A 19,413-nucleotide genomic window follows, 5' to 3' on the forward strand; every position below is an offset into this window, starting at 1 on the left:
TGGCGCGCACGTCGTGGGCCTTGCCGTTGTACCAGTACGCGTCGGGGAAGAAGAGGACCTTGGGCTCGATCTGGCCGAAGCGGTCCACCACCCCCTGCGCGCCAAAGTCGGGGGAGCAGGAGGACCAGGTGGCGCCCAGACCGGCGGTGGCCAGCATGGCGGCCAGCGTCTCGGGCATGTTGGGCATATAGGCGGCGACCCGGTCGCCGACGCCGACCCCGGCGGCCTTCAGCGCCTGCTGCAGGCGCGACACCTCGGCATTCAGCTCGGCCCCGCTCCAGCGGCGGCGCACCTTGTCCTCGCCCCGGAAGACCACGGCGTCACCCGCCGGCGCACCGGCCAGAACGGTTTCGGCGTAGTTCAGGCGGGCGTCGGGGAACCAGCGCGCACCGGGCATGCGGTCGCCGTCCACCAGCACGCGCTCGCCGGGCTCGCCGGCCACGCCGGCCCACTCCCACAGGAAGCGCCAGAAATCCTCCTTCTTCGCCACCGACCAGTCCCACAGCGCCTCGTAATCGGCGAGGTGCAGGCCGAAGCGCCGGTTGGCCGCCTCACGGAACGCGGTCAGGTTCGACGCGGCGACACGCTCGCCGGACGGTTGCCACAGGGGTGTGTCCACGGTTGTCCTCCCTAAGGTCGGGGTCTTCTTGGTCGGCTGCCGTTCATCGTTTTAGAGCAAACCGTTGCGCAGGGGAACGCTGTGCCCCGCGGTGGCGTTTCGCACCGCAGCGGCATCCGGAACCTTCGCCCGGGGGCGGGGTTTAGGCCACACCGGGGCGGTGGCCGCCCCACCGGCGCAAGGAGACAGGCGTGGCGGTCATCGGCATCTCCGGGTCCTATGGCGGACTCAACCTGGGCGACGAGGCCATCCTGACCTCCGCCGTCGAACAGCTCCGCGCAACCGTCCCCGACGTGGAGATCGTGGTGTTCTCCCGCGATGCCGACCACACCCGCCGGCACCACGCCGTCGACCGGGTGGTCAACCCGCGCGACGCCGTGCGGGACGAGATCACCCCGGAGGTCGAGCGGCTCGACCTGCTGCTGCTGGGCGGCGGCGGCATCCTCTACGACGCGGAGGCCCAGACTTATCTGCGCGAAGCGGTGATCGCCCAGCAAAAGGGGGTTCCCACCCACACCTTCGCCATCGGCGTCGGTCCGCTGAAGGGGCAGATGGAGCGCAACGCGGTGCGCGACGGCATGAACCGCATGGCCGGCATCACCGTGCGCGAGGCGTCGGCCAAGCGGCTGCTGGAAGAGATCGGCGTCGAGGTGCCGGTGGTGGTGACCGCCGACCCGGCCCTGCTGCTGACGCCGGAGCCCTTCACCGACGCCATGCTGGCCGAGGCGGGGGTGCCGCGCGGCCGGCCGCTGGTGGGCATGTCCGTGCGCGAGCAGGGCGTGGCCGCCCCGGACCTGTCGGAGGCCGCCTACCACCAGCTTCTCGCCGAGGCGGCCGACTACATCGTGGAACGTTACGACGCCACCGTGGTGTTCGTGCCCATGGAGCGCGCCGACGTGAGGGAGTCCCACCGCGTCATGGGCCACATGGTGCGGGCGGAGCAGGCCCACCTGCTGCCCTACGCCTACACGCCGCGCCAGGTCATGGGCCTGATGCAGCATCTCGACCTGGCGGTGGGCATGCGCCTGCACTTCATGATCTTCGCGGCGGTGGCGGGAACGCCCTTCATCTCGCTGCCCTACGCCTCCAAGGTCGCGGATTTCCTCACCTCGCTGGGCATCCGGCCACGGCCCCTGTCGACGACCGCCGGCACCTTCCTGGCCGACCTGGACCGGCTGTGGGACCACCGGACGGAGCAGGTGGCGCTGTTGCGCGAGCGGGTTCCCGGCCTTCAGGAGCGCGCCCGCTGCACGGCGGCGCTGGCGGCCCGCGCCATCGGCACCCGCGACGCCCGCGCCGCCTGACGGTTGACGGAGAACCCGTTCACCGAGAAGGAGGAGCGATCGTGCCAATCCTGACCCGTCCGTCCGATCCCGGACACATCACCCTGCCGCCCCGCCGGGCGACGGTCGCCGGCCGCTGCGACGTGCTGGTGGTCGGTGGCGGGCCGGCGGGGCTGGGGGCGGCACTGGGGGCCGCGCAGGCCGGCGCCGACACGGTGCTGGTGGAGCGCTACGGCTTCCTGGGCGGCAACGCCACGGCGGCCCTGGTCATGCCGTGGATGTCCTTCTACACCCAGAAGGGATCCGTCGCCGACACCATCAGCACCAGCCTGATGCCCAACGACCACCCGCCGGGCGAGGCGGTGGTGGGCGGCGCGCTGGCCACCATCCTGGAGCGGCTGTTCGCCAACCATGGCGGCATCCGGCCGTCCCTGGACACCGGCTTCACCGTGCCCTTCGATCCGGAGGTGCTGAAGGTCACCTTGCAGCAGGTTCTTGACGCGGCCGGGGTGCGGGTGCTGCTGCACGCCTTTGCCTCGGGCGTGCTGGGTGATGACGGCCACCCCACCGGCGTGGTGTTCGAAACCAAGTCCGGCCCGGTGGTGGTGGAGGCGGGCACCATCGTCGACTGCACCGGTGACGGTGACATCGCCGCCCTGTCCGGTTGCGACTACGAGATCGGGCGGGAGGAGGACGGGCTGACCCAGCCCATGACCCTGATGTTCCGCCAGGCCGGGTTCCGGCGGCGGGAGTTCTTCGAGTACGTCCGGGCCAACCCCACCCAGTGGCGGGGCGTGCACGGCCTGTGGAACCTGGTGGCCGAGGCGGCCGCGGCCGGCGATCTGGACCTGCCGCGCGAGGACATCCTGTTCTTTGCCACCACCCACGAGGGGGAGGTGGCGCTGAATTGCACCCGTGTGACCGGCGTCCTGGGGACCAGCGTCTGGGACCTGACGCGGGCGGAATGGGAGAGCCGCTACCAGATGGCCCAGATCGCCGCCTTCCTGAAGGAGCGCGTGCCGGGCTTTGCCGACTCCTTCGTCACCCAGAGCGGCGTGGCGGTGGGCGTGCGCGAGACGCGCCGCGTCGTCGGCGCCTACACCATGACCGTTGACGACGTGCTGGACGCCCGCAAGTTCGACGACGCGGTGGCCCGCGGCACCTACCCCGTGGACATCCACAACCCTACGGGCAAGGGCACCGTGCTGCGGCGGGTCAAGCCCGGGGAGTGGTACGAGATCCCCATGCGGGCCCTGGTGCCGCAGAGAGTGGAGGGGGTGCTGGTGGCCGGGCGTTGCATCTCCGGAACCCACGAGGCCCATTCCTCCTACCGTGTTACGCCGACCTGCATGGCGACCGGTCAGGCCGCCGGGGTCTGCGGTGCCCTGGCGGCCCGCCGGCGCACCACGGCGCGCGCCGTGCCGGTGGCCGCCGTGCAGCGGGAGTTGCTGCGCCAGGGCGCGCTGCTGCGTGAACCGGCAGACGCCTCGTGACGGCAGGAGGATAAGCGTCGTCCTGGCCTTCGCGGCCGCGATCCTGTAGAAGAGAGCGACCGTTCCGGCCCATGGGCCCCGTTCAACGCCGCGGCGCCGCCGCGGGACCCGTCGTGACCGAAGACCCCGCGTCCGTGACTTCCGACATCCGCCCGGCCTGCGAGCCCGAAGGCGCCCGAAAGCGGGCGTCGGAGGTGCTCGATGACTTTCTGGCCCACGAGCACGGCGAGCGCATCGTGCTCGGCGACCTTCTGGCGATCCTGGGCGACCGTGCCTTCGGTGCGCTGCTGCTGCTGCTGGCCATTCCCAACGTCCTGCCGGTGCCCGGCCTGTCGACGGCCACCGGGCTGGTCACCGCCCTGGTGGCGGCGCAGATGGCGCTGGGACGGCGCGCCCCCTGGCTGCCGCGCCGGCTGGCGGCGGTCGGCATCGACCGCGCCGTCTTCCTGAAGGTGGTGGCCCGCGCCCATCCCCATGTCCGACGCATCGAGCGGCGGCTGTTGCGCCCGCGCCTGCCCGCGCTGACGTCGCCGCTGGCTGAACGCGCGGTGGGGCTGGTCGTGGTGGTGTTGGCCGTCGTCCTGTCGCTGCCCATCGTCTTCGGCAACCAGCCGCCCGCCCTGGCGATCGCGCTGATCGCCCTGGGCCTGATCGAGAAGGACGGGGCGTTCGTCCTGGCCGGGCTGGTGGCGTCGGTGCTGGCGCTGGGCGTCGTCCTGGCCGTGGTCACCGGGCTGTTCCACGGGGTGACTTTTCTGTTCAACGGGCTTTTCACGTGACCGCACCGTCGCACATCGGGGGAGAATGCGGGCGATGATCGGGGAGTTGCTGGTCATCCTGCTGCTGATCCTGGTCAACGGATTCTTCGCCCTGTCGGAGCTGGCGGTGATCTCGGCGCGCCGGGCCCGCCTGCAACAGCTCGCGGAGGAGCACGGCAGCCGCCGCGCCCGCGCCGCGCTGGCCCTGGCGGAGGACCCCGGCCGCTTCCTGTCCGCGGTGCAGATCGGCATCACGCTGGTGGGCATCGTGGCCGGTGCCTACGGCGGTGCTGCGTTCGCCGAGCCGCTTGGGACGATGCTCAACAGCGTCGTCTGGATCGCGCCGTACGGGGAGGGGGTGGCTTTCGCCCTGATCGTTGCCGCCATCACCTATCTGTCGCTGATCGTCGGGGAACTGGTGCCCAAGCGGATGGCCCTGGCCCACGCCGAGCCGATCGCCATGGCGGTGGCCGGGCCCATGACGGCCCTGTCGCGGATCGCCGGTCCGTTCACCTGGCTGCTGGCGGCGTCCACCGAGGGGCTGCTGCGGCTGTTGCGCCTGCCGGCGACACGGGCCCACACGGTGACGGAGGAGGAGGTGAAACTCCTGATCCGCGAGGGGACCCGCTCCGGCGTCTTCGCGCCGGCGGAGCGGCAGATGATCGAAGGGGTGCTGCGCCTGTCCGACCGGCCGGTGCGCGCCATCATGACGCCGCGCCATGCCGTCGTCTGGCTGGACCCCGATGATCCGCCCGACGCGGTGGCCGGGGAGATCGCGGCGGCCGGCTTCTCGCGGTTCCCCGTGTGCCACGGCCAGGTGGACGAGGTGCAGGGGATCGTCGCCGCCGGGACCCTGCTGGACCGGGCGTTGCGCGGCCAGCCCTTCGACCTGCGTGCCGCCATGGTGGACGCCCTGATCGTCCACGACGGGACACCGGTGATCCGCCTTCTGGAACTGTTCCGCGAGGCCACCGTGCGCATGGCGGTGGTGGTCGACGAGTACGGCAGCGTCGAGGGCATCGTCACCGTCACCGACATCCTGGAGAGCATCGCCGGCGACCTGCCGGTGCCCGGCGAGGCGCGGGAGCGGGCGGTGCGGCGCGACGACGGGTCGTGGCTGCTGGACGGCATGACGCCGATCGACGAGGTGGAGGCCCTGCTCGGCCTCTCGGGCCTTGCCGGAGAGGGCGACTATCACACCCTGGCCGGGTTCGTGCTGGACCGGCTGGGCCATCTGCCGGTGACGGCGGAGCACGTCACCTGGCGCGGCCTGCGCTTCGAGGTGGTCGACATGGACGGCCGGCGCATCGACAAGGTGATGATCCGCACCGAGGAGTCTGCCACGATGGGCCCGGCCTGACCGGAGCCGCGGATCACTCCGGGATCAAACGTCGCTGACTCCCGAGCGGGGGATGCGGATCTCCCGGTGTACCGAGACGCTGAGCAGCAGGCCGACGCCGATCAGCAGCGTCATCATCGCCGTGCCGCCGTAGGAGACCAGGGGCAGGGGGATGCCGACCACCGGGATCAGGCCCATGACCATCGACACGTTGACGAACATGTACAGGGCGAAGCTGGTGGTGATGCCGACGCCGAGCAGCCGCCCGAACTGGTTGCGGCACGACAGCGAAATCACATAGCCGTAGATCAGCAGCAGGAAGTAAAGAAACAGAAGCGCCAGCGCGCCCACCATGCCGAACTCCTCCGCCAGCACCACGAAGATGAAATCGGTGTGCTTTTCCGGAAGGAACATGAGCTGGCTCTGCGAACCCATCATGAAGCCCTTGCCGAACAGGCCGCCGGAGCCGAGGGCGATCTTGGATTGCAGGATGTTGTAGCCGGCGCCGAGCGGATCGGTTTCGGGATCGAGGAAGGTGTAGACACGCTGCTTCTGGTAGTCGTGCAGGAACTCCCACCCCACGGGGATGGCGGCCAGCCCGGCGCCGATCGCCAGGATGAACTTCCACAGCCGCACGCCGGCAGCGAAGAAGATGGCCCCGCTGCCCAGCACCAGCAGCAGCGCGGTGCCCAGGTTGGGCTGCAGCAGCACCAGGCCGACGGGAAGGAACACCAGGATCAGCGGCGGGATCAGCACCAGCGGACGGCCGATCTGCTCCAGCGTCAGGCCGTGGAAATAGCGCGCCAGGACCAGGGTGAGCGCCGGCTTCATCAACTCCGACGGCTGCAGCACGAAGAAGCCCAGGTTGATCCAGCGCTGCGCCCCCATGCCGATGTGCCCCATGATCTCCACGGCGATCAGCAGCACCAGCACGCCCATGTAGATGAGGTAGGCGAAGCGCATCCAGATGCGCACGTCCACCAGGGCGATGCCCAGCATCAGCACGACACCGGGCAGGAAGCGGATGAGCTGGGAACGTGCCCAGGGGTCCCACTGGCCGCCGGCGGCGGAGTAGAGCAGGGCGATCCCGATGCCGGAGATGATGCAGACCAGCAGCACCAGCCCCCAGTTGATCATGCGGATCTTGGTGCCGAGCGTGAGGTGCGGCCGCTGCGGGGCCAGGCCCCCCGACCCGTGCTGAAGAACGGCGACCATGTCCTGCGCTTACCCCCGAATCCCGCGCCGTTGCCGGCGCGCCGCGATACTGCCCCGGGCCGCCGGTGCGGGTAAAGCCGTTCGCGGTCCGGGCTCTTTAAGGATACCGGCTCCGGTCACGGCTCCGGTGCGGCGTGCGCGTCGAGGAAGAAGGCGACGGTGGCGTCGACCTGCCGGTCCACCTCGTCGGGGGCGGGGGGCTCGCGCATGCCCAGCAGAAGGCGCAGGTGCAGGTCGCCCTTCAGCATGACGAGAAACCGTTCGGCCGACAGGGCGGGGGCGGGCACGCGCAGGCGGCCGCGGGCGTCGGCGTCGGCCAGGAAGGCGGTTACCTGCTCCAGCCCGCGGGCCGGTCCGGATTCATAGAAGGCACGGGCCAGTTCCGGAAAGCGCGGGGATTCACCGATCACCATGCGGTAGCCGGCCAGTGCCTTGGGCGACAGCACCAGGCCCAGGAACCGGCGTCCGATGAGACGCAACGCATCGGGAAGGTCCAGTCGGTTTACCTCCTCCGGCGACAGGCAGGGCATGAGGTGGCGGCATTCGCCGGCGACCATGGCGGCGAACAGCTCCTCCTTGCTGCGGAAATGGGCGTAAAGCGTGGCCTTGGACACGTTGGCGGTGCGCGCGACGGTGTCCATGCTGACGGCGCCGTAGCCGCTGTCCAGGAACAGCCGGCTCGCCGCCGCCAGGATCTGTGCCGGCTTCGAGCCTTCCTCCGGGGCGGGGGCCGCCGCGTCCATCATCGCCGTCTCCGTCTCTCCTGCCTGCCGCACCGGACTAAACCGTGTGGTTCACGTCTGGCAACCCGAATCGTCGGCGCCATCTCTATGCCCGCCAGCCGCACGCCCGCAGGGCTTCGGCCATATGGGGCGGCGGCGGGGCCGTCGCGGCGACCGGCGGCCGGTCGGCGTCCAGGCGGAAGGCGATGGCGCGGGCCAGCAGGTGGAGGTTTCCCGGCGGCCGCCGCTCCGGCCCGTAATAGGGCTCCCCCACCAGGGGGCAGCCGATGGCGGCGCAGTGGACGCGGAGCTGGTGGGTGCGCCCGGTGCGCGGTGTCAGCTCCAGCCACGAGCGGCTGCCGTCGCTGCCCAGCACCCGGTATTCGGTGAGGGCCGGCTGCCCGTCCGGGTGCGGAACGATGCCCCTTGAGCCCGGCTCCTTCAGCTTGAGGAGCGGGTGGTCGATGATCCCCTCGGGCCGCTCCGGCACGCCCTCCGCCACGGCCCAGTAGGTCTTGGCGACCCGGCCGGCGGCGAACAGCTTGCCCAGCCGCGTCGCTCCGTAAGCCGTGCGGCCCAGCGCCAGACAGCCGGCGGTGTCGCGATCCAGGCGGTGGGAGAGGCGTGGCGGCTCCGGCGCGTCCAGCGCCAGGGCCGCCATGTAGTGGCCCAGATGGTGCTCGATCCGGTGCGCTGCGTGCACGGCCAGGCCGGCCGGCTTGTCGAGCACCAGCACGTCGGGGTCGAGGTGCAGGATGCGGCCCCGCAGGTCCGCGTCGCTGAGGAGCGGAGCCGGCGGGATGGGCGTGTCGGGGGCGGGGAACGGCGGGAGCATGGCCCGGAGCCAAGCACGCCCGCCCCCGCGATGCAACGCGTCCGTCAATTCACCCGGCGCAGCACGGTGTCCAGGCGGGACGGGCCGTTGCGGTCCTCCCAGGTGGCGGCGAGGCGGCCGTCGTGGCGCAGGCGGTAACGCAGGACGTTGCGGCCGGGCTCGTCGAAGACGATGCGGTTGTCCTCCAGCCGGCCGGTGCGGCGCACGCGCTCGAAGCGCTGGTCCGGGTCGATGCCGGGGCCGAGGACGTATTCCGCCTCGACGCGGTTTCCCGCCACCCGTTCCACGTTCAGCAGCACCTCGCGCCCGTTGACGTAGGCGCCGTACCAGCGACCGAGGAATTGCCCGGCGGACGGGTCGGGCAGTGCCGGCGCCCGGGACGAGCCGGGCAGAGCGGCTTGCAGGAAGGTGTCGCTGGGGGTGCGGCCCCAGGCGGCATCGCAGGGCGGGTCGTCGGGCCGCGGCGCCGCTTCCGCGAAGCGGACGATGCAGCCGGCGAAGCGGCGCACGAACAGGCCGGTGTTGGCCGCACCGTGGCCGGTCAGTGCTGCGGGCTGGTCGACGACCAGGTGGTGAAGGCCGCGCTCCACCAGGATGGCGCGCGCCACGTCGCCCCGCCCGCCGGGGTCGAAGTCGTCGCCATGGAAGAAGAACAGCATCACCCGGGCCGACCGCACGCCGCGCAGCAGGCGCCAGAGCTGGCGGGCGTTCTCGCGGTAGGTGTCGTAGGCTTCGGTGAAGTTGCCGTAGGCGGCGGGCGCGGTACCGATCACCGCGTCGGCGGCGTCGGTCCGGCCGGCCGCGATCAGCGAGATGAAGGCGCCGAACGATTGGCCGGTCAGCACGACCCGGCGGTAGCCGCGGGCGCGCAGAGCCTCGGCGTGGCCGGCCAGCGCCTGCGCGCTGTTGCCCAGCGTGTCCGAGACGCGCATGCGGTCGAGGCGGTAGACGTCCCACCCCGCCTCGCCCAACGCCTTCAGATAGGCGGGCGTCGGCGCCTCCGAATCCTCGGACTCCACCGACCGGCCGTGGCTCCACACCACGACGCCGGCGGCACGCGCCGGGCCGCGCAGTGATGCGTCGCCATAGGCCGGCACCAGACGGATCTGGGCGGCGGCCGGCAGCGCCGTCCCGATGGCCACGAGAAACAGCAGGGTCATTCCCAGGGTGCGAATCATCCGGTCAGGCTCCGAAGGTCCAGGGTCGATCGGTCGAGTGCCACCAGGATTTTTGATTCGCACTTAACGCGAACTTTACCGGCCCCGTCGGTCCTCCTTTTGTCACCGGCCGCGCTCACGCTGCCGTGGCGCGGGCTGATGTGCGGCGGCAGGCCGCAGCCATGCAAATGATAATGACTCGCAAAATCGGAGCGAGCCGGTTATGATCCCGCCGATCATGGTATGGGGGAAAACGCGATGCGACGCATGGAACCGTTGAGCCTGGACATCCTGAGCGAGGGCGAGCGGGCGCTGGTGTCCGCGGTGCGGATCTGGTTCCGTTCCGGCACGGCCAAGGCCATGGTGCCCATCCGGCTGTCCCTGGCGGCGGCCCGCATCCCGCCGGAGGCGCTGTTGCCCCTGTTTGCCCTGCTCGGCGTCTTCGCCGCCGATGCCGACAGCGGCCGCCGCTTGCAGGTGGAACGTCCGGGAGCTGCGGCGCTGGGCGCCGACGAGCAGCACCTGCTGGAGGCGCTGGGCGCCTTCCAGCACGGCGAGGACGCGGCGGGCATGGACATGCTCGACCGCTGGCTGCCCCTGGTGGCTCTGTGCATGGCGTCGGCCGCCGCCCGCGACCTCGGCCGTGTCCTGACCGAGGCGGGGGTCTTCCTGCCCTGCCGCTCCATCGCCTATCCCGTCGCCGCCGAATAACGGCGACGACGGCGGGTCCGGGTCCGCCTCAGGCGTGCCCGGCCTCGCCGGAGAGCATGGAGACGCTGACGCCCAGCTTGGCGATGGCGCGTTCCCATTTGGTGTCCAGGTCGCGGTCGAACAGCAGCGTGTCGTCGCACGGTACGTTCAGCCAGCCGTTGGCCTGCATTTCCGCGTCGAGCTGGCCGGCGCCCCAGCCGGCATAGCCCAGCAGCAGCAGGGTCTGGCGCGGACCGCGGTTTTCCGAGATGGCGCGCAGGATGTCGATGGTGGCGGTCAGCGCCACTTCATCGTCCACCAGCAGCGTGCCGTCGCGCACGTAATCGGTGGAATGCAGCACGAACCCGCGCCCCGATTCCACAGGACCGCCATAATGCACCGGCATGTTCTCCCCGGCGGCGGACTGCTCGATGCCCAGCTGCTCCAGCAGGTCGTTGAAGGTGATCGACCCGAACAGCTTGTTGATGACGAGCCCCATGGCGCCGTCGGCGTTGTGTGCACAGATATAGATCACCGTGCGCTGGAAGCGCGGATCCGTCATGGTGGGCATGGCGACGAGGAGCTGGCCGGTCAGGTACTCGGGGGGCTTGGACGAGTACGGCATAGGCGGTTATCCTTCTTTCCTGGGCGGGAAAGCCCGGGGAGCCGGTCCCCGCGGCCGCCGTCACCGGATGTGACAGCGCGGGCCGAGGCTTGTCACCAATTATAGCGGGCGGGTGTCACCGCATCGTTACCAGATAGAGAACAGCGACCGCGATGAAAAGGCTTGCCGTCCTCCTCCTCTCCATTCTGATCCTCGCCCTGCCGGGGACGGTGCTGGCCGCCGCCGGGCCGTGGAGCAAGGCCGGTCCCGTCGAGGCGCGGCTGATCGCCGCCGTGGAGGGCACGGGCGACCTGACCCGCATCCCGCTGGCGCTGGAGGTGCGGCTGGAGCCGGGCTGGAAAACCTACTGGCGCACTCCGGGTGACGCCGGCCTGCCGCCGCGCGTCGCCTGGGACGGGTCGGAGAACCTGCGGGAGGCGGTGCTGTCCTACCCCGCACCGCTGCGCTTCACCACGCTGGGCATCGAGACCGTCGGCTACGACGGGGAGGTGGTGTTCCCCGTCACCGCCCTGCCGGCGGAAGCGGGCCGCCCGCTGGACCTGCGCGCCACCGTCGATCTGCTGGTGTGCGCCGACCTGTGCATTCCCGAACGCGTCGATGTGGCGCTGGCCCTGCCGGCCGGACCGGCGGCACCGGGGCCGGAGGCCAACGCGGTGGCGCGGGCGGAGGCCGGCGTGCCCGGCGACGGCCGCGCGCCGGGGCTGGAGATCCGCGCCGCCGGTGCTGCCGGGACGGTGCTGGCGGTGCAGGTGGCCGGGCGCGAGGTTCTGGTTTCCCCGGACCTCTTTGTCGAGATGGACCCGCCCGTCACCTTCAAGGCGCCGCGGGTCACCTTTGCCGACGGCGACCGCCTGGCCACGCTGCTGCTGGAGGCGTCGGAGCCCGAACCGGGGCTTGACCTGGCCGGACGGGCGGCGACGCTGACGGTGGTCGACGGTGTGCGGGCCATGGAGGCGGCGGTGACCATCGCCCCCGGCCTGCCCGCCGGGGCGGGGCAGGGAAGCGCTCCGGCCGTACCGGCGCTGCTGCCCATGCTGGCGGTTGCCCTGCTGGGCGGCCTGATCCTCAACCTGATGCCCTGCGTGCTGCCGGTGCTGTCGCTGAAGCTGGTGTCGGTGGTGCAGCACGGCGGTGCCGGGCGGGCGCCGGCGGTGGTGCGCGCCGGCTTCCTGGCGACGGCGGCGGGCATCGTCACCTCGTTCCTGGTGCTGGCCGCCGTCATGGTGGGGCTGAAGACCGCCGGTGCGGCCGTGGGCTGGGGCATCCAGTTCCAGCAGCCGCTGTTCCTGGTGTTCATGGTCGTGCTGGTTACCCTCTTCGCCGCCAACCTCTGGGGCCTGTTCGAGATTCCGCTGCCCCGCTTCGTCGCCGACACCCTGGCCGGACCGGAGGAGGGGCACGGTCTGGCCGGTCCCTTCGTCACCGGTGCCTTCGCCACGCTGCTGGCCACCCCGTGCTCGGCCCCCTTCCTCGGCACCGCGGTGGGCTTCGCCCTGGCCAACGGACCGGCGGAGATCGTGGCGGTGTTCGCGGCGCTGGGCGTCGGGCTGGCTCTGCCCTACCTGCTGGTGGCGGCTTTCCCCGGCGTGGCCCGGCTGCTGCCCCGGCCGGGGCGCTGGATGGTGGCCCTGCGCCGGGTCATGGGCGCGGCGCTGGCACTGACCGGGGTGTGGCTGCTGACCGTCATGGCGGTGCAGGCGGGCGGGGCGGCGGCCGGCCTGGTGGCCGCCCTGATGGTCGCGCTGGTGCTCGCCCTGTGGCTGGGGCACCGGCTGGCCGACCGGGTGCGCTGGGCCGGTGCCGCGCTGGCCGGCGCGGTGGCGCTGGTCGCCTTCGCGGTGCCGGTGCAGTTCGGCCAGCAGGCCGACGCCGCACCGGTGGCCGGGCGCGCCGATTGGGCCGCCTTCGACGAGTCGGCCATCCGCACCCTGGTGGCGCAGGGGCGCACGGTCTTCGTCGACGTGACCGCCGACTGGTGCATCACCTGCCAGGCCAACAAGAAGCTGGTGGTCGAGCGCGGCGCGGTGGCCCGGCGGCTGGGGCCCGACGGCGGCGTGGTGGCCATGCGCGCGGACTGGACGAAGCCCGACGAGCGGATCGCTGCCTATCTGGCCCGTCACGGGCGCTATGGCATTCCCTTCAATGTGGTGTACGGCCCCGGCGCGCCCGACGGCATCGCCCTGCCCGAGCTGCTCAGCGAAGGGGCGGTGATCGACGCCCTGGACCGCGCCGGCGCGACGGCCCTTGCCGGGGGTGGGGCGGGGGGATAGAACGTCGTCCGGGACACCAATCATCCATAAGGGAGAGAGACCATGGCCATCCAGGTTGGCGACGCCATCCCGTCCGTCACGTTGAAGCACCTGACCGACAACGGCATGCAGGAGATCACCACGGACGAGATCTTCAAGGGCAAGAAGGTCGTCCTGTTCTCGGTGCCCGGCGCCTTCACCCCGACCTGCTCGGCCAAGCACCTGCCGGGCTTCGTCCAGCAGGCCGACGCACTGAAGGCCAAGGGCGTCGACACCATCGTCTGCCTGGCCGTCAACGACCCGTTCGTCATGAAGGCGTGGGGCGAGAAGGCCGCCATCGACGGCAAGGTGCTGATGCTGCCGGACGGCAACTGCGCCCTCACCAAGGCGCTGGACCTGACCATGGACGGCACCGGCTACGGCCTGGGGCTGCGCGGCCAGCGCTTCGCCCTGGTGGCCGAGGACGGCAAGGTCACCCACGTCGCCGTCGAGGCGCCGGGCAAGTTCGAGGTGTCCTCGGCCGAAGCGGTGCTGGAAGTCCTGTAAGGACGCACCCCGCCCCCGGGCTTCGCCGGGAGGTTCGCGACGCCGGCAGGGAGTGGAAACGGAAACCCGCTCCCCTCCGGGGAGAGGTGATGATGCCGCGCCGCAATAGGTGTGCATTGCGTCGCGCCGGAGGACGGGGAGGGACATCCATCGCGCAGAGTCCCCACGCTGCGCCCCCCCCTCCTGGCCTCCCTTCACTGTGCGGGGGGAGGAACACAAGCCCTCCCCCGCGCAGTGGGGGAGGGGTGGGTGGGGCCCGCCTCGACCACGCCCACACCACCATTCCCATACTCCTTCCCCGCGGCGAGAACCGAACCCGCCGCGCGGCGTCAGGGGACGGTCGCGGCGTTGGCGCTGCGGACCAGGCGCCACAGGTATTCCGGGGTCACCGGCATGTCCACATGGGCGATGCCGCAGTCGGACAGGGCGTCGACCACCGCGTTGATGACCGCCGGCGGTGCGCCGATGGCCCCGGCCTCGCCGGCGCCCTTCATGCCCAGGGCGTTCGTGGTGCTGGGCACGCTGTTCAACTCCACCGTGATCGGTGGCGCATCGGCGGCGCGGGGCAGGCCATAATCCATCAGCGATCCGGTGAGGAGCTGGCCGGTGTCGGGATCGAACACCACCCGCTCGTGCAGGGCCTGGCCGATGCCCTGGACCACCCCGCCGTGGACCTGCCCCTTCAGCAGCAGCGGGTTGATGACCGTGCCGAAATCATCCACCACGGTGTAGCGCACCACCTCCACCGTGCCGGTGTCCGGGTCCACCTCCACCTCGCAGACGTGGCAGCCGTTGGGGAAGGTGTCGGCCGGCGGCGACCAGCGCGCCCGTTCCGAGAACGCCACGGCCCCGGCCCCCGCAGCCTTTTCGGCCACCTGCTTCAGGGACACGGTGCGGTCGGTGCCGGCGATGGTGAAGACGCCCGCCGCGAACTCCACGTCCACCGGCGCCGCCTCCAGCAGTTCGGCCGCCACCTCGGCGGCTTTGGCCACCACGCGCTCGGCGCTCTTCGACAGGGCGGCGCCGCCGACGGGAACCGAGCGGGAGCCCCCCGTGCCGGCCCCCCACGACACCCGGTCGGTGTCGCCCTGCACCACCTCGATGTCCTCGGGCGCCAGCCCCAGACGGTCGGCGAGGATCTGCTTGTATGCGGTCTCGTGGCCCTGGCCGTTGCTCTGCGTTCCGATCATCAGCACGGCGCGGCCGTCCTTCAGGATGTCCACCGTCGCCTGTTCCGGCCCGCCGCCGGAGCAGGCTTCGATGTACGTGGCGATGCCCAGGCCGCGCAGCCGGCCGCGTGCGCGGGCCGCGGCCTTGCGCGCGCCGGCGCCCGCCGCGTCCGCCAGCCTCAGCGCGTCCTCCAGGTTCCGCGCGAAGTCGCCGGTGTCGTACGTCTTGCCCAGCGGGGTGGCGTACGGCATGGCATCGGGCGGGATGAAGTTCCTCCGGCGGATCTCGGCGGGATCGAGGCCGATCGCACGGGCCGCATGGTCGACCGAGCGTTCCAGGGCGTACGCCGCCTCCGGCCGGCCGGCGCCGCGGTAGGCGTCCACCGGCTGGGTGTTGGTGTAGACGCCGCGCACGCGAACGTGGATGGCCGGCGTGCGGTAGCAGCCGGCGTACATGGGGGCGTGCAGTTCGGTGGGCACGAAGGGACCGTAGTTGGACAGGTACGCCCCCATGTTGGCCAGCGTGTCCACCCGCATCGCCAGGAACCGCCCGTCGCGGTCCAGTGCCAGTTCGGTGCGGGTCCGGTGGTCGCGTCCGTGGTCGTCGCTGAGGAACGCCTCGGTGCGCTCCGACGTCCATTTGACCGGACGGTTCAGGCGCCGGGCCGCCCATAGGCAGGCGATGTATTCGGGATACATGAACAGCTTCATCCCGAAGCCGCCGCCGACGTCGGGGGTGATGACGCGGATGCGGTCCCGGGGCAGGGAGAAGATCGCCATGAGCTGGTTGCGCAGGGCATGGACGCCCTGGCTGGAGACGGTGAGGGCCAGCCGCCCGTCGTCCTCGACCGCACCCAGACAGGCGCGTCCTTCCATGGGGGTGGCGACCACCCGGTTGTTGACGAGATCGAGCGCCACCACCCGGTCCGCCGCGGCGAAGGCGGCCTCCACCGCGGCGGCGTCCCCCATCTCCCAGTCAAAGCAGAGATTGCCCGGTGCCTCGTTCCAAAGCCGGGGCCGGCCGGGTTCCAGCGCCTCCGCCAAGCCGGTCACCGCGGGCAGATCGTCGTAATCGACCATCACCCGCTCGGCCGCGTCGCGGGCGGCGTCCTCGGTCCCGGCGACGACCAGCGCCACCGCCTCACCCACATGGCGCACCCGGCCGCGCGCCAGCACCGGGCGCGGCTCCGTCGCCAGGGTGCTGCCGTCCCGGTTCTTCAGGGCCGCCTGGCAGGGAATGCCGCCGATGCCGTCCGCATCCAGGTCGGCGATGGTGAACACCCCCAGCACACCCGGCATCGCCGCGGCCTCGGCGGTGTCGATGGCGCGGATCTCCGCATGGGCGTGCGGGGAACGGACGAACACCGCCCGCGTCTGCCCGGCCGGCGCCACATCGTCGGTGTAGCGGCCGCGGCCGGTGAGCAGGCGGGGGTCCTCGGTGCGGGGGACGGCCTGTCCGATGCCGAACTTCATGCTGGGCTGCCTCGCTGCGCTCAAGAGGGGCTCTGCTCGGGCCAGGATAGGGGTGCCGACCGTCGCGGGAAAGCCCGACGGAGGGCGGGCTTGCCAAGGGGGGCTGCCGGCACCACTCTACCGGCCATGTGCGGACGCTTGCTTCTGGCCACGCCGGTGGCCGAAATGGGGAAGGTCTTCGGGTTTCCCGAACGGCCCAACCTCATGCCGCGCTACAACATTGCGCCGACACAGGACGTGGCGGCCGTGCGCCGCGACGGCGGCGGACGGCACCTGGCGCTGCTGCGCTGGGGGCTGGTGCCACCGTGGGCCGGCGATGTGGCCATAGGCGCGCGCATGATCAACGCGCGGGCCGAGACCCTGGCCGAAAAGCCGACGTTCCGCAGCGCCCTTCGACACCGCCGTTGTCTCGTGCTCGCCGACGGATTCTACGAATGGCAGACGGTGCCGGGGGAGAAGCGCAAGCGGCCCCACGTCATCCGGCGCCACGACGGCGCTCCCTTTGCCATGGCCGGATTGTGGGAGCGGTGGCCGGGACCGAAGGGCGCACCGCTGCCGGAGCCGCTCGAGACGGTGACCATCGTGACGACCACCGCGAACGCGGCGCTGGCACCGCTGCACGACCGCATGCCGGTGGTTCTCGATCCCGCCGATGCCGACCTGTGGCTGGACCCGGCCACGGACCCGCCGGAGGTGGCGGCCCTGCTGCGTCCGGCACCGGACGCCACACTCACCGCCACGCCGGTGTCCACCCGCGTCAACAGCGTGCACAATGACGATGCCGGTTGCCTGGCCCCCGCCGATGCGCAGCCCGACCTGTTCTGAGCGGCCGGCGGCGGCCGGGCCGCTTGCCCGCCGCGTCGCGGCCATCATGGCCGTCCTCATCGCGCTGCCGGCGCTGGCGGAGCCGGCCGCCGCCGGCCGGACGGCCAACCACCCGAACCACCGGCTGACCGGGGCGGCGGTGGCCCTGGAGGGCGATCTGCTGAGCGTCGCCGGGACGCCGGTCCGCCTGATGGGCATCGACGCCCCCGATCCCGGCCAGATCTGCCGCAACCGCTACGGCAGCCCCTTCGACTGCCACCGCATCGCCACCGGCGTCCTGGCGGCCCTGGTGGAGGGCAACGAGGTCGACTGCACCATCGCCGAGCGTGACCGCAACGGCCTGTTCATCGGTGAGTGCCGGGTGCGCGGCTTCGACCTGGGCGGTGCCATGGTGGCCCGGGGCTGGGCTTTCACGTACCGGAGCCTGACCTCCACCTACCAGAAGAGCGAAGCCTATGCCCAAAGCAAGCGACTCGGCCTGTGGGCGGGGCAGGTGGAAAAGCCGTGGCAGTGGCGGTCCCGAAAGGTGCGGGAAGAGGCGCGATGATCCCTGCACCGTCGGGGGAGGGAGGCTCGGCCTTTTTTCCGGTTCGCCCGACCCCCGGGGCATGGTAGGTTAACGATGGGTTAACCGTCGGGGCTCCGGCGGTTGAAAACCGGCACGAGACACCGGGACATGCGCGTATACTCACGACAGCTCTACGAGCACCTGCCCTATCTCCGCCGCTACGCCCGCGCCCTGACCGGCGCGACGGAAAGCGGGGACGATCTGGTGACCGACGCCGTGGAGGTGGCCGTCATGGCGCCCACCCGGTTCGGCCTGGCCGATGGGTCGCGGGCGGCGCTGTACGCCCTGCTGAACCTGCTGTTCGACGAGAACGGCGGTCGTCCGGCCCCGTCGCCGCACCCGATCGAGCGGGCGCTGGCCCTGCTGCCGGAGGAGGAACGGCGGATCTACCTGCTGGCGACGCTGGAGGGGCTGGCGCCGGCGGAACTGGCGAAGGTCATGCTCGTCCCTGCCACGGAAGCGTCGGAGAAGCTGACGCGGGCACGTGAACGGGTGCGTGACGCGCTGACCCAGCGGGTGCTGGTGGTGGAGGACAACCCGATCCTGGCCATGGAGATCGGTTCGGTCATCGCCGACATGGGCCATGTCCTGTGCGGCACCGCCGCCAACGAGCGCGAGGCCCTGGAGCTTCTGCAGTCGGCCCGGCCGACGCTGGCGCTGCTGGACGTCCGGCTCGCCGACGGCGACAACGGGATCGACATCGCCCGCCGCCTGCGCGAGCAGCGCAGCCTGCGCACCATCTTCGTGACCGCCTTCGACGGCGATCTGGAAGAGTTGGGCGCGCGCCATCTCGGCCATGTCGTCCGCAAGCCCTTTACCGGTGCAGCCATCCGCGACGCGATCTCCCGCGTCGTCTTCATGCCGACCCCGGTGGCCTGCGCCTGACCCCCCTGCAAAGGAAAGGGCGGCGCCGCAGCACCGCCCTGTGGTCCGACGTCCTGCCGTCCGATTTCGGGGTGCCGCGCCCGTCTGTCAGGCGGCCCGGCGGCCGGCGATCATCCGGTAGATGGCCAGGATGAGGACCGCGCCAACGATGGCGCCGATCAGGCCGGCCCCTTCTCCGGCCCGGTACCAGCCGATCGCAGAGCCCAGCCACGTCGCCAGGAAGGCGCCGGCGATGCCGAGCAGCGTGGTGACGATGAAGCCGCCGGGATCGCGCCCCGGCATCAGCAGCTTGGCGATGACGCCGGCGACGAGGCCGATGATGATGGTCCAGAGGATTTCCATAACGCTCTCCCAAATCCGTAACCCGCTGCCATCAACGGCCGCCGACGGATTTGGTTCACGGCCCGCCCACGGGTTCCGCGGGCGGGGTGGGCTTACCCCCGCAGGCGGGCGATGTTCTCCGCGTACTTCTCCGGTCCGCCGGTGAAGGTGGCGGTGCCGGCGACCAGCACATCGGCGCCGGCGTCGATGGCGAGGCGGGCGGTCTCGGGGTTGATGCCGCCGTCGACCTGGAGGTCGATGGGCCGGCCCAGGGCGTCGATGCGCCGGCGCAGCTCGCGGATCTTGGGCAACTGGTTGGCGATGAAGCTCTGACCGCCGAAACCGGGGTTGACCGTCATGATCAGCACCAGGTCCAGGTCGTCCAGGACGTAATCCAGGGCCGACAGGGGGGTGGAGGGGTTGAGCGAGACGCCGGCCTTCGCCCCCAGGCTCTTGATGAGCTGGATGGTGCGGTGCAGGTGCGGCCCGGCCTCGGCGTGGACGGTGACGATGTCGGCGCCGGCCCTGACGAAGTCGGGCACGTACGGGTCCACCGGCGCGATCATCAGGTGGACGTCGAAGACGCGCGCGGTGTGCGGGCGCAGGGCCTTCACCACGCCGGGGCCGATGGTGATGTTGGG

At 71.4% G+C, this 19,413-nt stretch carries 19 protein-coding genes; 10 read left to right on the forward strand and 9 right to left on the reverse strand.

Annotated features, from left to right (window positions below; all coding sequences use genetic code 11):
* Nucleotides 1-619 (reverse strand): AMP-binding protein (locus G472_RS35415; RefSeq protein WP_035693657.1); only part of this gene is annotated, 619 nt, incomplete at its 3' end.
* A gap of 191 nt (nt 620-810) precedes the next feature.
* On the opposite strand from G472_RS35415, the gene G472_RS35420 reads away from it, so the two are divergent.
* The 4 genes from G472_RS35420 (at nt 811) to G472_RS0124405 (ending at nt 5,513) form a co-directional block, all read left to right on the forward strand.
* Entirely contained in the window at nt 811-1,923 is a 1,113-nt protein-coding gene (locus G472_RS35420) for a polysaccharide pyruvyl transferase family protein (RefSeq protein ID WP_051341216.1), read from the forward strand.
* A gap of 41 nt (nt 1,924-1,964) precedes the next feature.
* Nucleotides 1,965-3,395 carry an FAD-dependent oxidoreductase gene (locus G472_RS0124395; RefSeq protein WP_029010467.1) on the forward strand — a complete coding sequence of 477 codons (1,431 nt, stop codon included), beginning with the start codon at nt 1,965-1,967 and terminating at the stop codon, nt 3,393-3,395.
* A 134-nt stretch (nt 3,396-3,529) separates the two neighbouring features.
* Entirely contained in the window at nt 3,530-4,174 is a 645-nt protein-coding gene (locus G472_RS35425) for an exopolysaccharide biosynthesis protein (RefSeq protein ID WP_245593574.1), read from the forward strand.
* Between the two features lie 34 nt (nt 4,175-4,208).
* Nucleotides 4,209-5,513, forward strand: coding sequence for a hemolysin family protein (locus G472_RS0124405; RefSeq protein WP_029010468.1), 1,305 nt, complete (start codon nt 4,209-4,211; stop codon nt 5,511-5,513).
* Between the two features lie 24 nt (nt 5,514-5,537).
* On the opposite strand, the gene rodA is transcribed toward G472_RS0124405, so the two are convergent.
* The 4 genes from rodA to G472_RS0124425 all read right to left on the reverse strand — a co-directional run bounded on the left by rodA (nt 5,538) and on the right by G472_RS0124425 (nt 9,442).
* Complete coding sequence (gene rodA, locus G472_RS0124410) at nt 5,538-6,707, reverse strand: rod shape-determining protein RodA (protein WP_029010469.1); 1,170 nt, start codon at nt 6,705-6,707, stop codon at nt 5,538-5,540.
* A gap of 116 nt (nt 6,708-6,823) precedes the next feature.
* Nucleotides 6,824-7,453, reverse strand: a complete 630-nt coding sequence (locus G472_RS0124415; protein WP_029010470.1) for a TetR/AcrR family transcriptional regulator — start codon at nt 7,451-7,453, stop codon at nt 6,824-6,826.
* Between the two features lie 82 nt (nt 7,454-7,535).
* Complete coding sequence (locus G472_RS0124420) at nt 7,536-8,264, reverse strand: RluA family pseudouridine synthase (protein WP_051341218.1); 729 nt, start codon at nt 8,262-8,264, stop codon at nt 7,536-7,538.
* A gap of 44 nt (nt 8,265-8,308) precedes the next feature.
* Nucleotides 8,309-9,442, reverse strand: coding sequence for an alpha/beta fold hydrolase (locus tag G472_RS0124425; protein ID WP_029010472.1), 1,134 nt, complete (start codon nt 9,440-9,442; stop codon nt 8,309-8,311).
* Nucleotides 9,443-9,688: 246 nt separating this feature from the next.
* Here G472_RS0124425 and G472_RS35430 point away from each other — a divergent pair, with 246 nt between their 5' ends.
* On the forward strand, nt 9,689-10,132 hold the full coding sequence (locus tag G472_RS35430) for a hypothetical protein (RefSeq protein WP_051341219.1): 444 nt from the start codon (nt 9,689-9,691) through the stop codon (nt 10,130-10,132).
* Between the two features lie 28 nt (nt 10,133-10,160).
* Here the strand turns inward: G472_RS35430 and G472_RS0124435 are convergent, their stop codons facing one another.
* On the reverse strand, nt 10,161-10,736 hold the full coding sequence (locus G472_RS0124435; protein WP_029010473.1) for a YqgE/AlgH family protein: 576 nt from the start codon (nt 10,734-10,736) through the stop codon (nt 10,161-10,163).
* A gap of 152 nt (nt 10,737-10,888) precedes the next feature.
* Here G472_RS0124435 and G472_RS0124440 point away from each other — a divergent pair, with 152 nt between their 5' ends.
* Nucleotides 10,889-13,006: a protein-disulfide reductase DsbD family protein gene (locus G472_RS0124440; protein WP_029010474.1), complete on the forward strand. Its 2,118-nt coding sequence runs from the start codon at nt 10,889-10,891 to the stop codon at nt 13,004-13,006.
* Nucleotides 13,007-13,048: 42 nt separating this feature from the next.
* Nucleotides 13,049-13,531, forward strand: a complete 483-nt coding sequence (locus G472_RS0124445) for a peroxiredoxin (RefSeq protein WP_029010475.1) — start codon at nt 13,049-13,051, stop codon at nt 13,529-13,531.
* Nucleotides 13,532-13,860: 329 nt separating this feature from the next.
* Here G472_RS0124445 and G472_RS0124450 read toward each other — a convergent pair whose 3' ends face one another.
* On the reverse strand, nt 13,861-16,173 hold the full coding sequence (locus G472_RS0124450) for a xanthine dehydrogenase family protein molybdopterin-binding subunit (protein ID WP_029010476.1): 2,313 nt from the start codon (nt 16,171-16,173) through the stop codon (nt 13,861-13,863).
* Between the two features lie 126 nt (nt 16,174-16,299).
* Between G472_RS0124450 and G472_RS0124455 the strand changes: the two genes are divergently transcribed.
* The 3 genes from G472_RS0124455 (at nt 16,300) to G472_RS0124465 (ending at nt 18,451) form a co-directional block, all read left to right on the forward strand.
* Entirely contained in the window at nt 16,300-16,998 is a 699-nt protein-coding gene (locus G472_RS0124455) for an SOS response-associated peptidase (RefSeq protein ID WP_029010477.1), read from the forward strand.
* 46 nt (nt 16,999-17,044) lie between these two features.
* A complete protein-coding gene (locus tag G472_RS0124460; RefSeq protein ID WP_169732854.1) occupies nt 17,045-17,545 on the forward strand; it encodes a thermonuclease family protein in 501 nt (166 codons plus the stop codon).
* Between the two features lie 129 nt (nt 17,546-17,674).
* Nucleotides 17,675-18,451 (forward strand): PhyR family response regulator anti-anti-sigma factor, encoded by a 777-nt coding sequence (locus tag G472_RS0124465; protein WP_029010479.1) that lies wholly within the window; start codon nt 17,675-17,677, stop codon nt 18,449-18,451.
* Between the two features lie 87 nt (nt 18,452-18,538).
* Here G472_RS0124465 and G472_RS0124470 read toward each other — a convergent pair whose 3' ends face one another.
* Together G472_RS0124470 and G472_RS0124475 are read right to left on the reverse strand one after the other, a co-directional pair.
* Complete coding sequence (locus G472_RS0124470; RefSeq protein ID WP_029010480.1) at nt 18,539-18,793, reverse strand: GlsB/YeaQ/YmgE family stress response membrane protein; 255 nt, start codon at nt 18,791-18,793, stop codon at nt 18,539-18,541.
* Nucleotides 18,794-18,885: 92 nt separating this feature from the next.
* Nucleotides 18,886-19,413 (reverse strand): ribulose-phosphate 3-epimerase (locus G472_RS0124475; protein ID WP_029010481.1); only part of this gene is annotated, 528 nt, incomplete at its 5' end.

It is taken from the genome of Azospirillum halopraeferens DSM 3675 (assembly GCF_000429625.1).
Classification (GTDB): domain Bacteria; phylum Pseudomonadota; class Alphaproteobacteria; order Azospirillales; family Azospirillaceae; genus Azospirillum; species Azospirillum halopraeferens.

What these genes read in the sequence shown, in the direction of transcription:
- G472_RS0124460 (WP_169732854.1), top strand. Translation starts at nt 17,045, where the DNA reads ATGGCCGTCCTCATCGCGCTGCCGGCGCTGGCGGAGCCGGCCGCCGCC.
- G472_RS0124435 (WP_029010473.1), bottom strand. Translation starts at nt 10,736, where the DNA reads ATGCCGTACTCGTCCAAGCCCCCCGAGTACCTGACCGGCCAGCTCCTC.
- G472_RS0124450 (WP_029010476.1), bottom strand. Translation starts at nt 16,173, where the DNA reads ATGAAGTTCGGCATCGGACAGGCCGTCCCCCGCACCGAGGACCCCCGC.
- G472_RS0124425 (WP_029010472.1), bottom strand. Translation starts at nt 9,442, where the DNA reads ATGATTCGCACCCTGGGAATGACCCTGCTGTTTCTCGTGGCCATCGGG.
- G472_RS0124420 (WP_051341218.1), bottom strand. Translation starts at nt 8,264, where the DNA reads ATGCTCCCGCCGTTCCCCGCCCCCGACACGCCCATCCCGCCGGCTCCG.
- G472_RS0124440 (WP_029010474.1), top strand. Translation starts at nt 10,889, where the DNA reads ATGAAAAGGCTTGCCGTCCTCCTCCTCTCCATTCTGATCCTCGCCCTG.
- G472_RS0124405 (WP_029010468.1), top strand. Translation starts at nt 4,209, where the DNA reads ATGATCGGGGAGTTGCTGGTCATCCTGCTGCTGATCCTGGTCAACGGA.
- G472_RS0124470 (WP_029010480.1), bottom strand. Translation starts at nt 18,793, where the DNA reads ATGGAAATCCTCTGGACCATCATCATCGGCCTCGTCGCCGGCGTCATC.
- G472_RS0124415 (WP_029010470.1), bottom strand. Translation starts at nt 7,453, where the DNA reads ATGATGGACGCGGCGGCCCCCGCCCCGGAGGAAGGCTCGAAGCCGGCA.
- G472_RS0124455 (WP_029010477.1), top strand. Translation starts at nt 16,300, where the DNA reads ATGTGCGGACGCTTGCTTCTGGCCACGCCGGTGGCCGAAATGGGGAAG.
- G472_RS35430 (WP_051341219.1), top strand. Translation starts at nt 9,689, where the DNA reads ATGGAACCGTTGAGCCTGGACATCCTGAGCGAGGGCGAGCGGGCGCTG.
- G472_RS0124445 (WP_029010475.1), top strand. Translation starts at nt 13,049, where the DNA reads ATGGCCATCCAGGTTGGCGACGCCATCCCGTCCGTCACGTTGAAGCAC.
- G472_RS0124465 (WP_029010479.1), top strand. Translation starts at nt 17,675, where the DNA reads ATGCGCGTATACTCACGACAGCTCTACGAGCACCTGCCCTATCTCCGC.
- rodA (WP_029010469.1), bottom strand. Translation starts at nt 6,707, where the DNA reads ATGGTCGCCGTTCTTCAGCACGGGTCGGGGGGCCTGGCCCCGCAGCGG.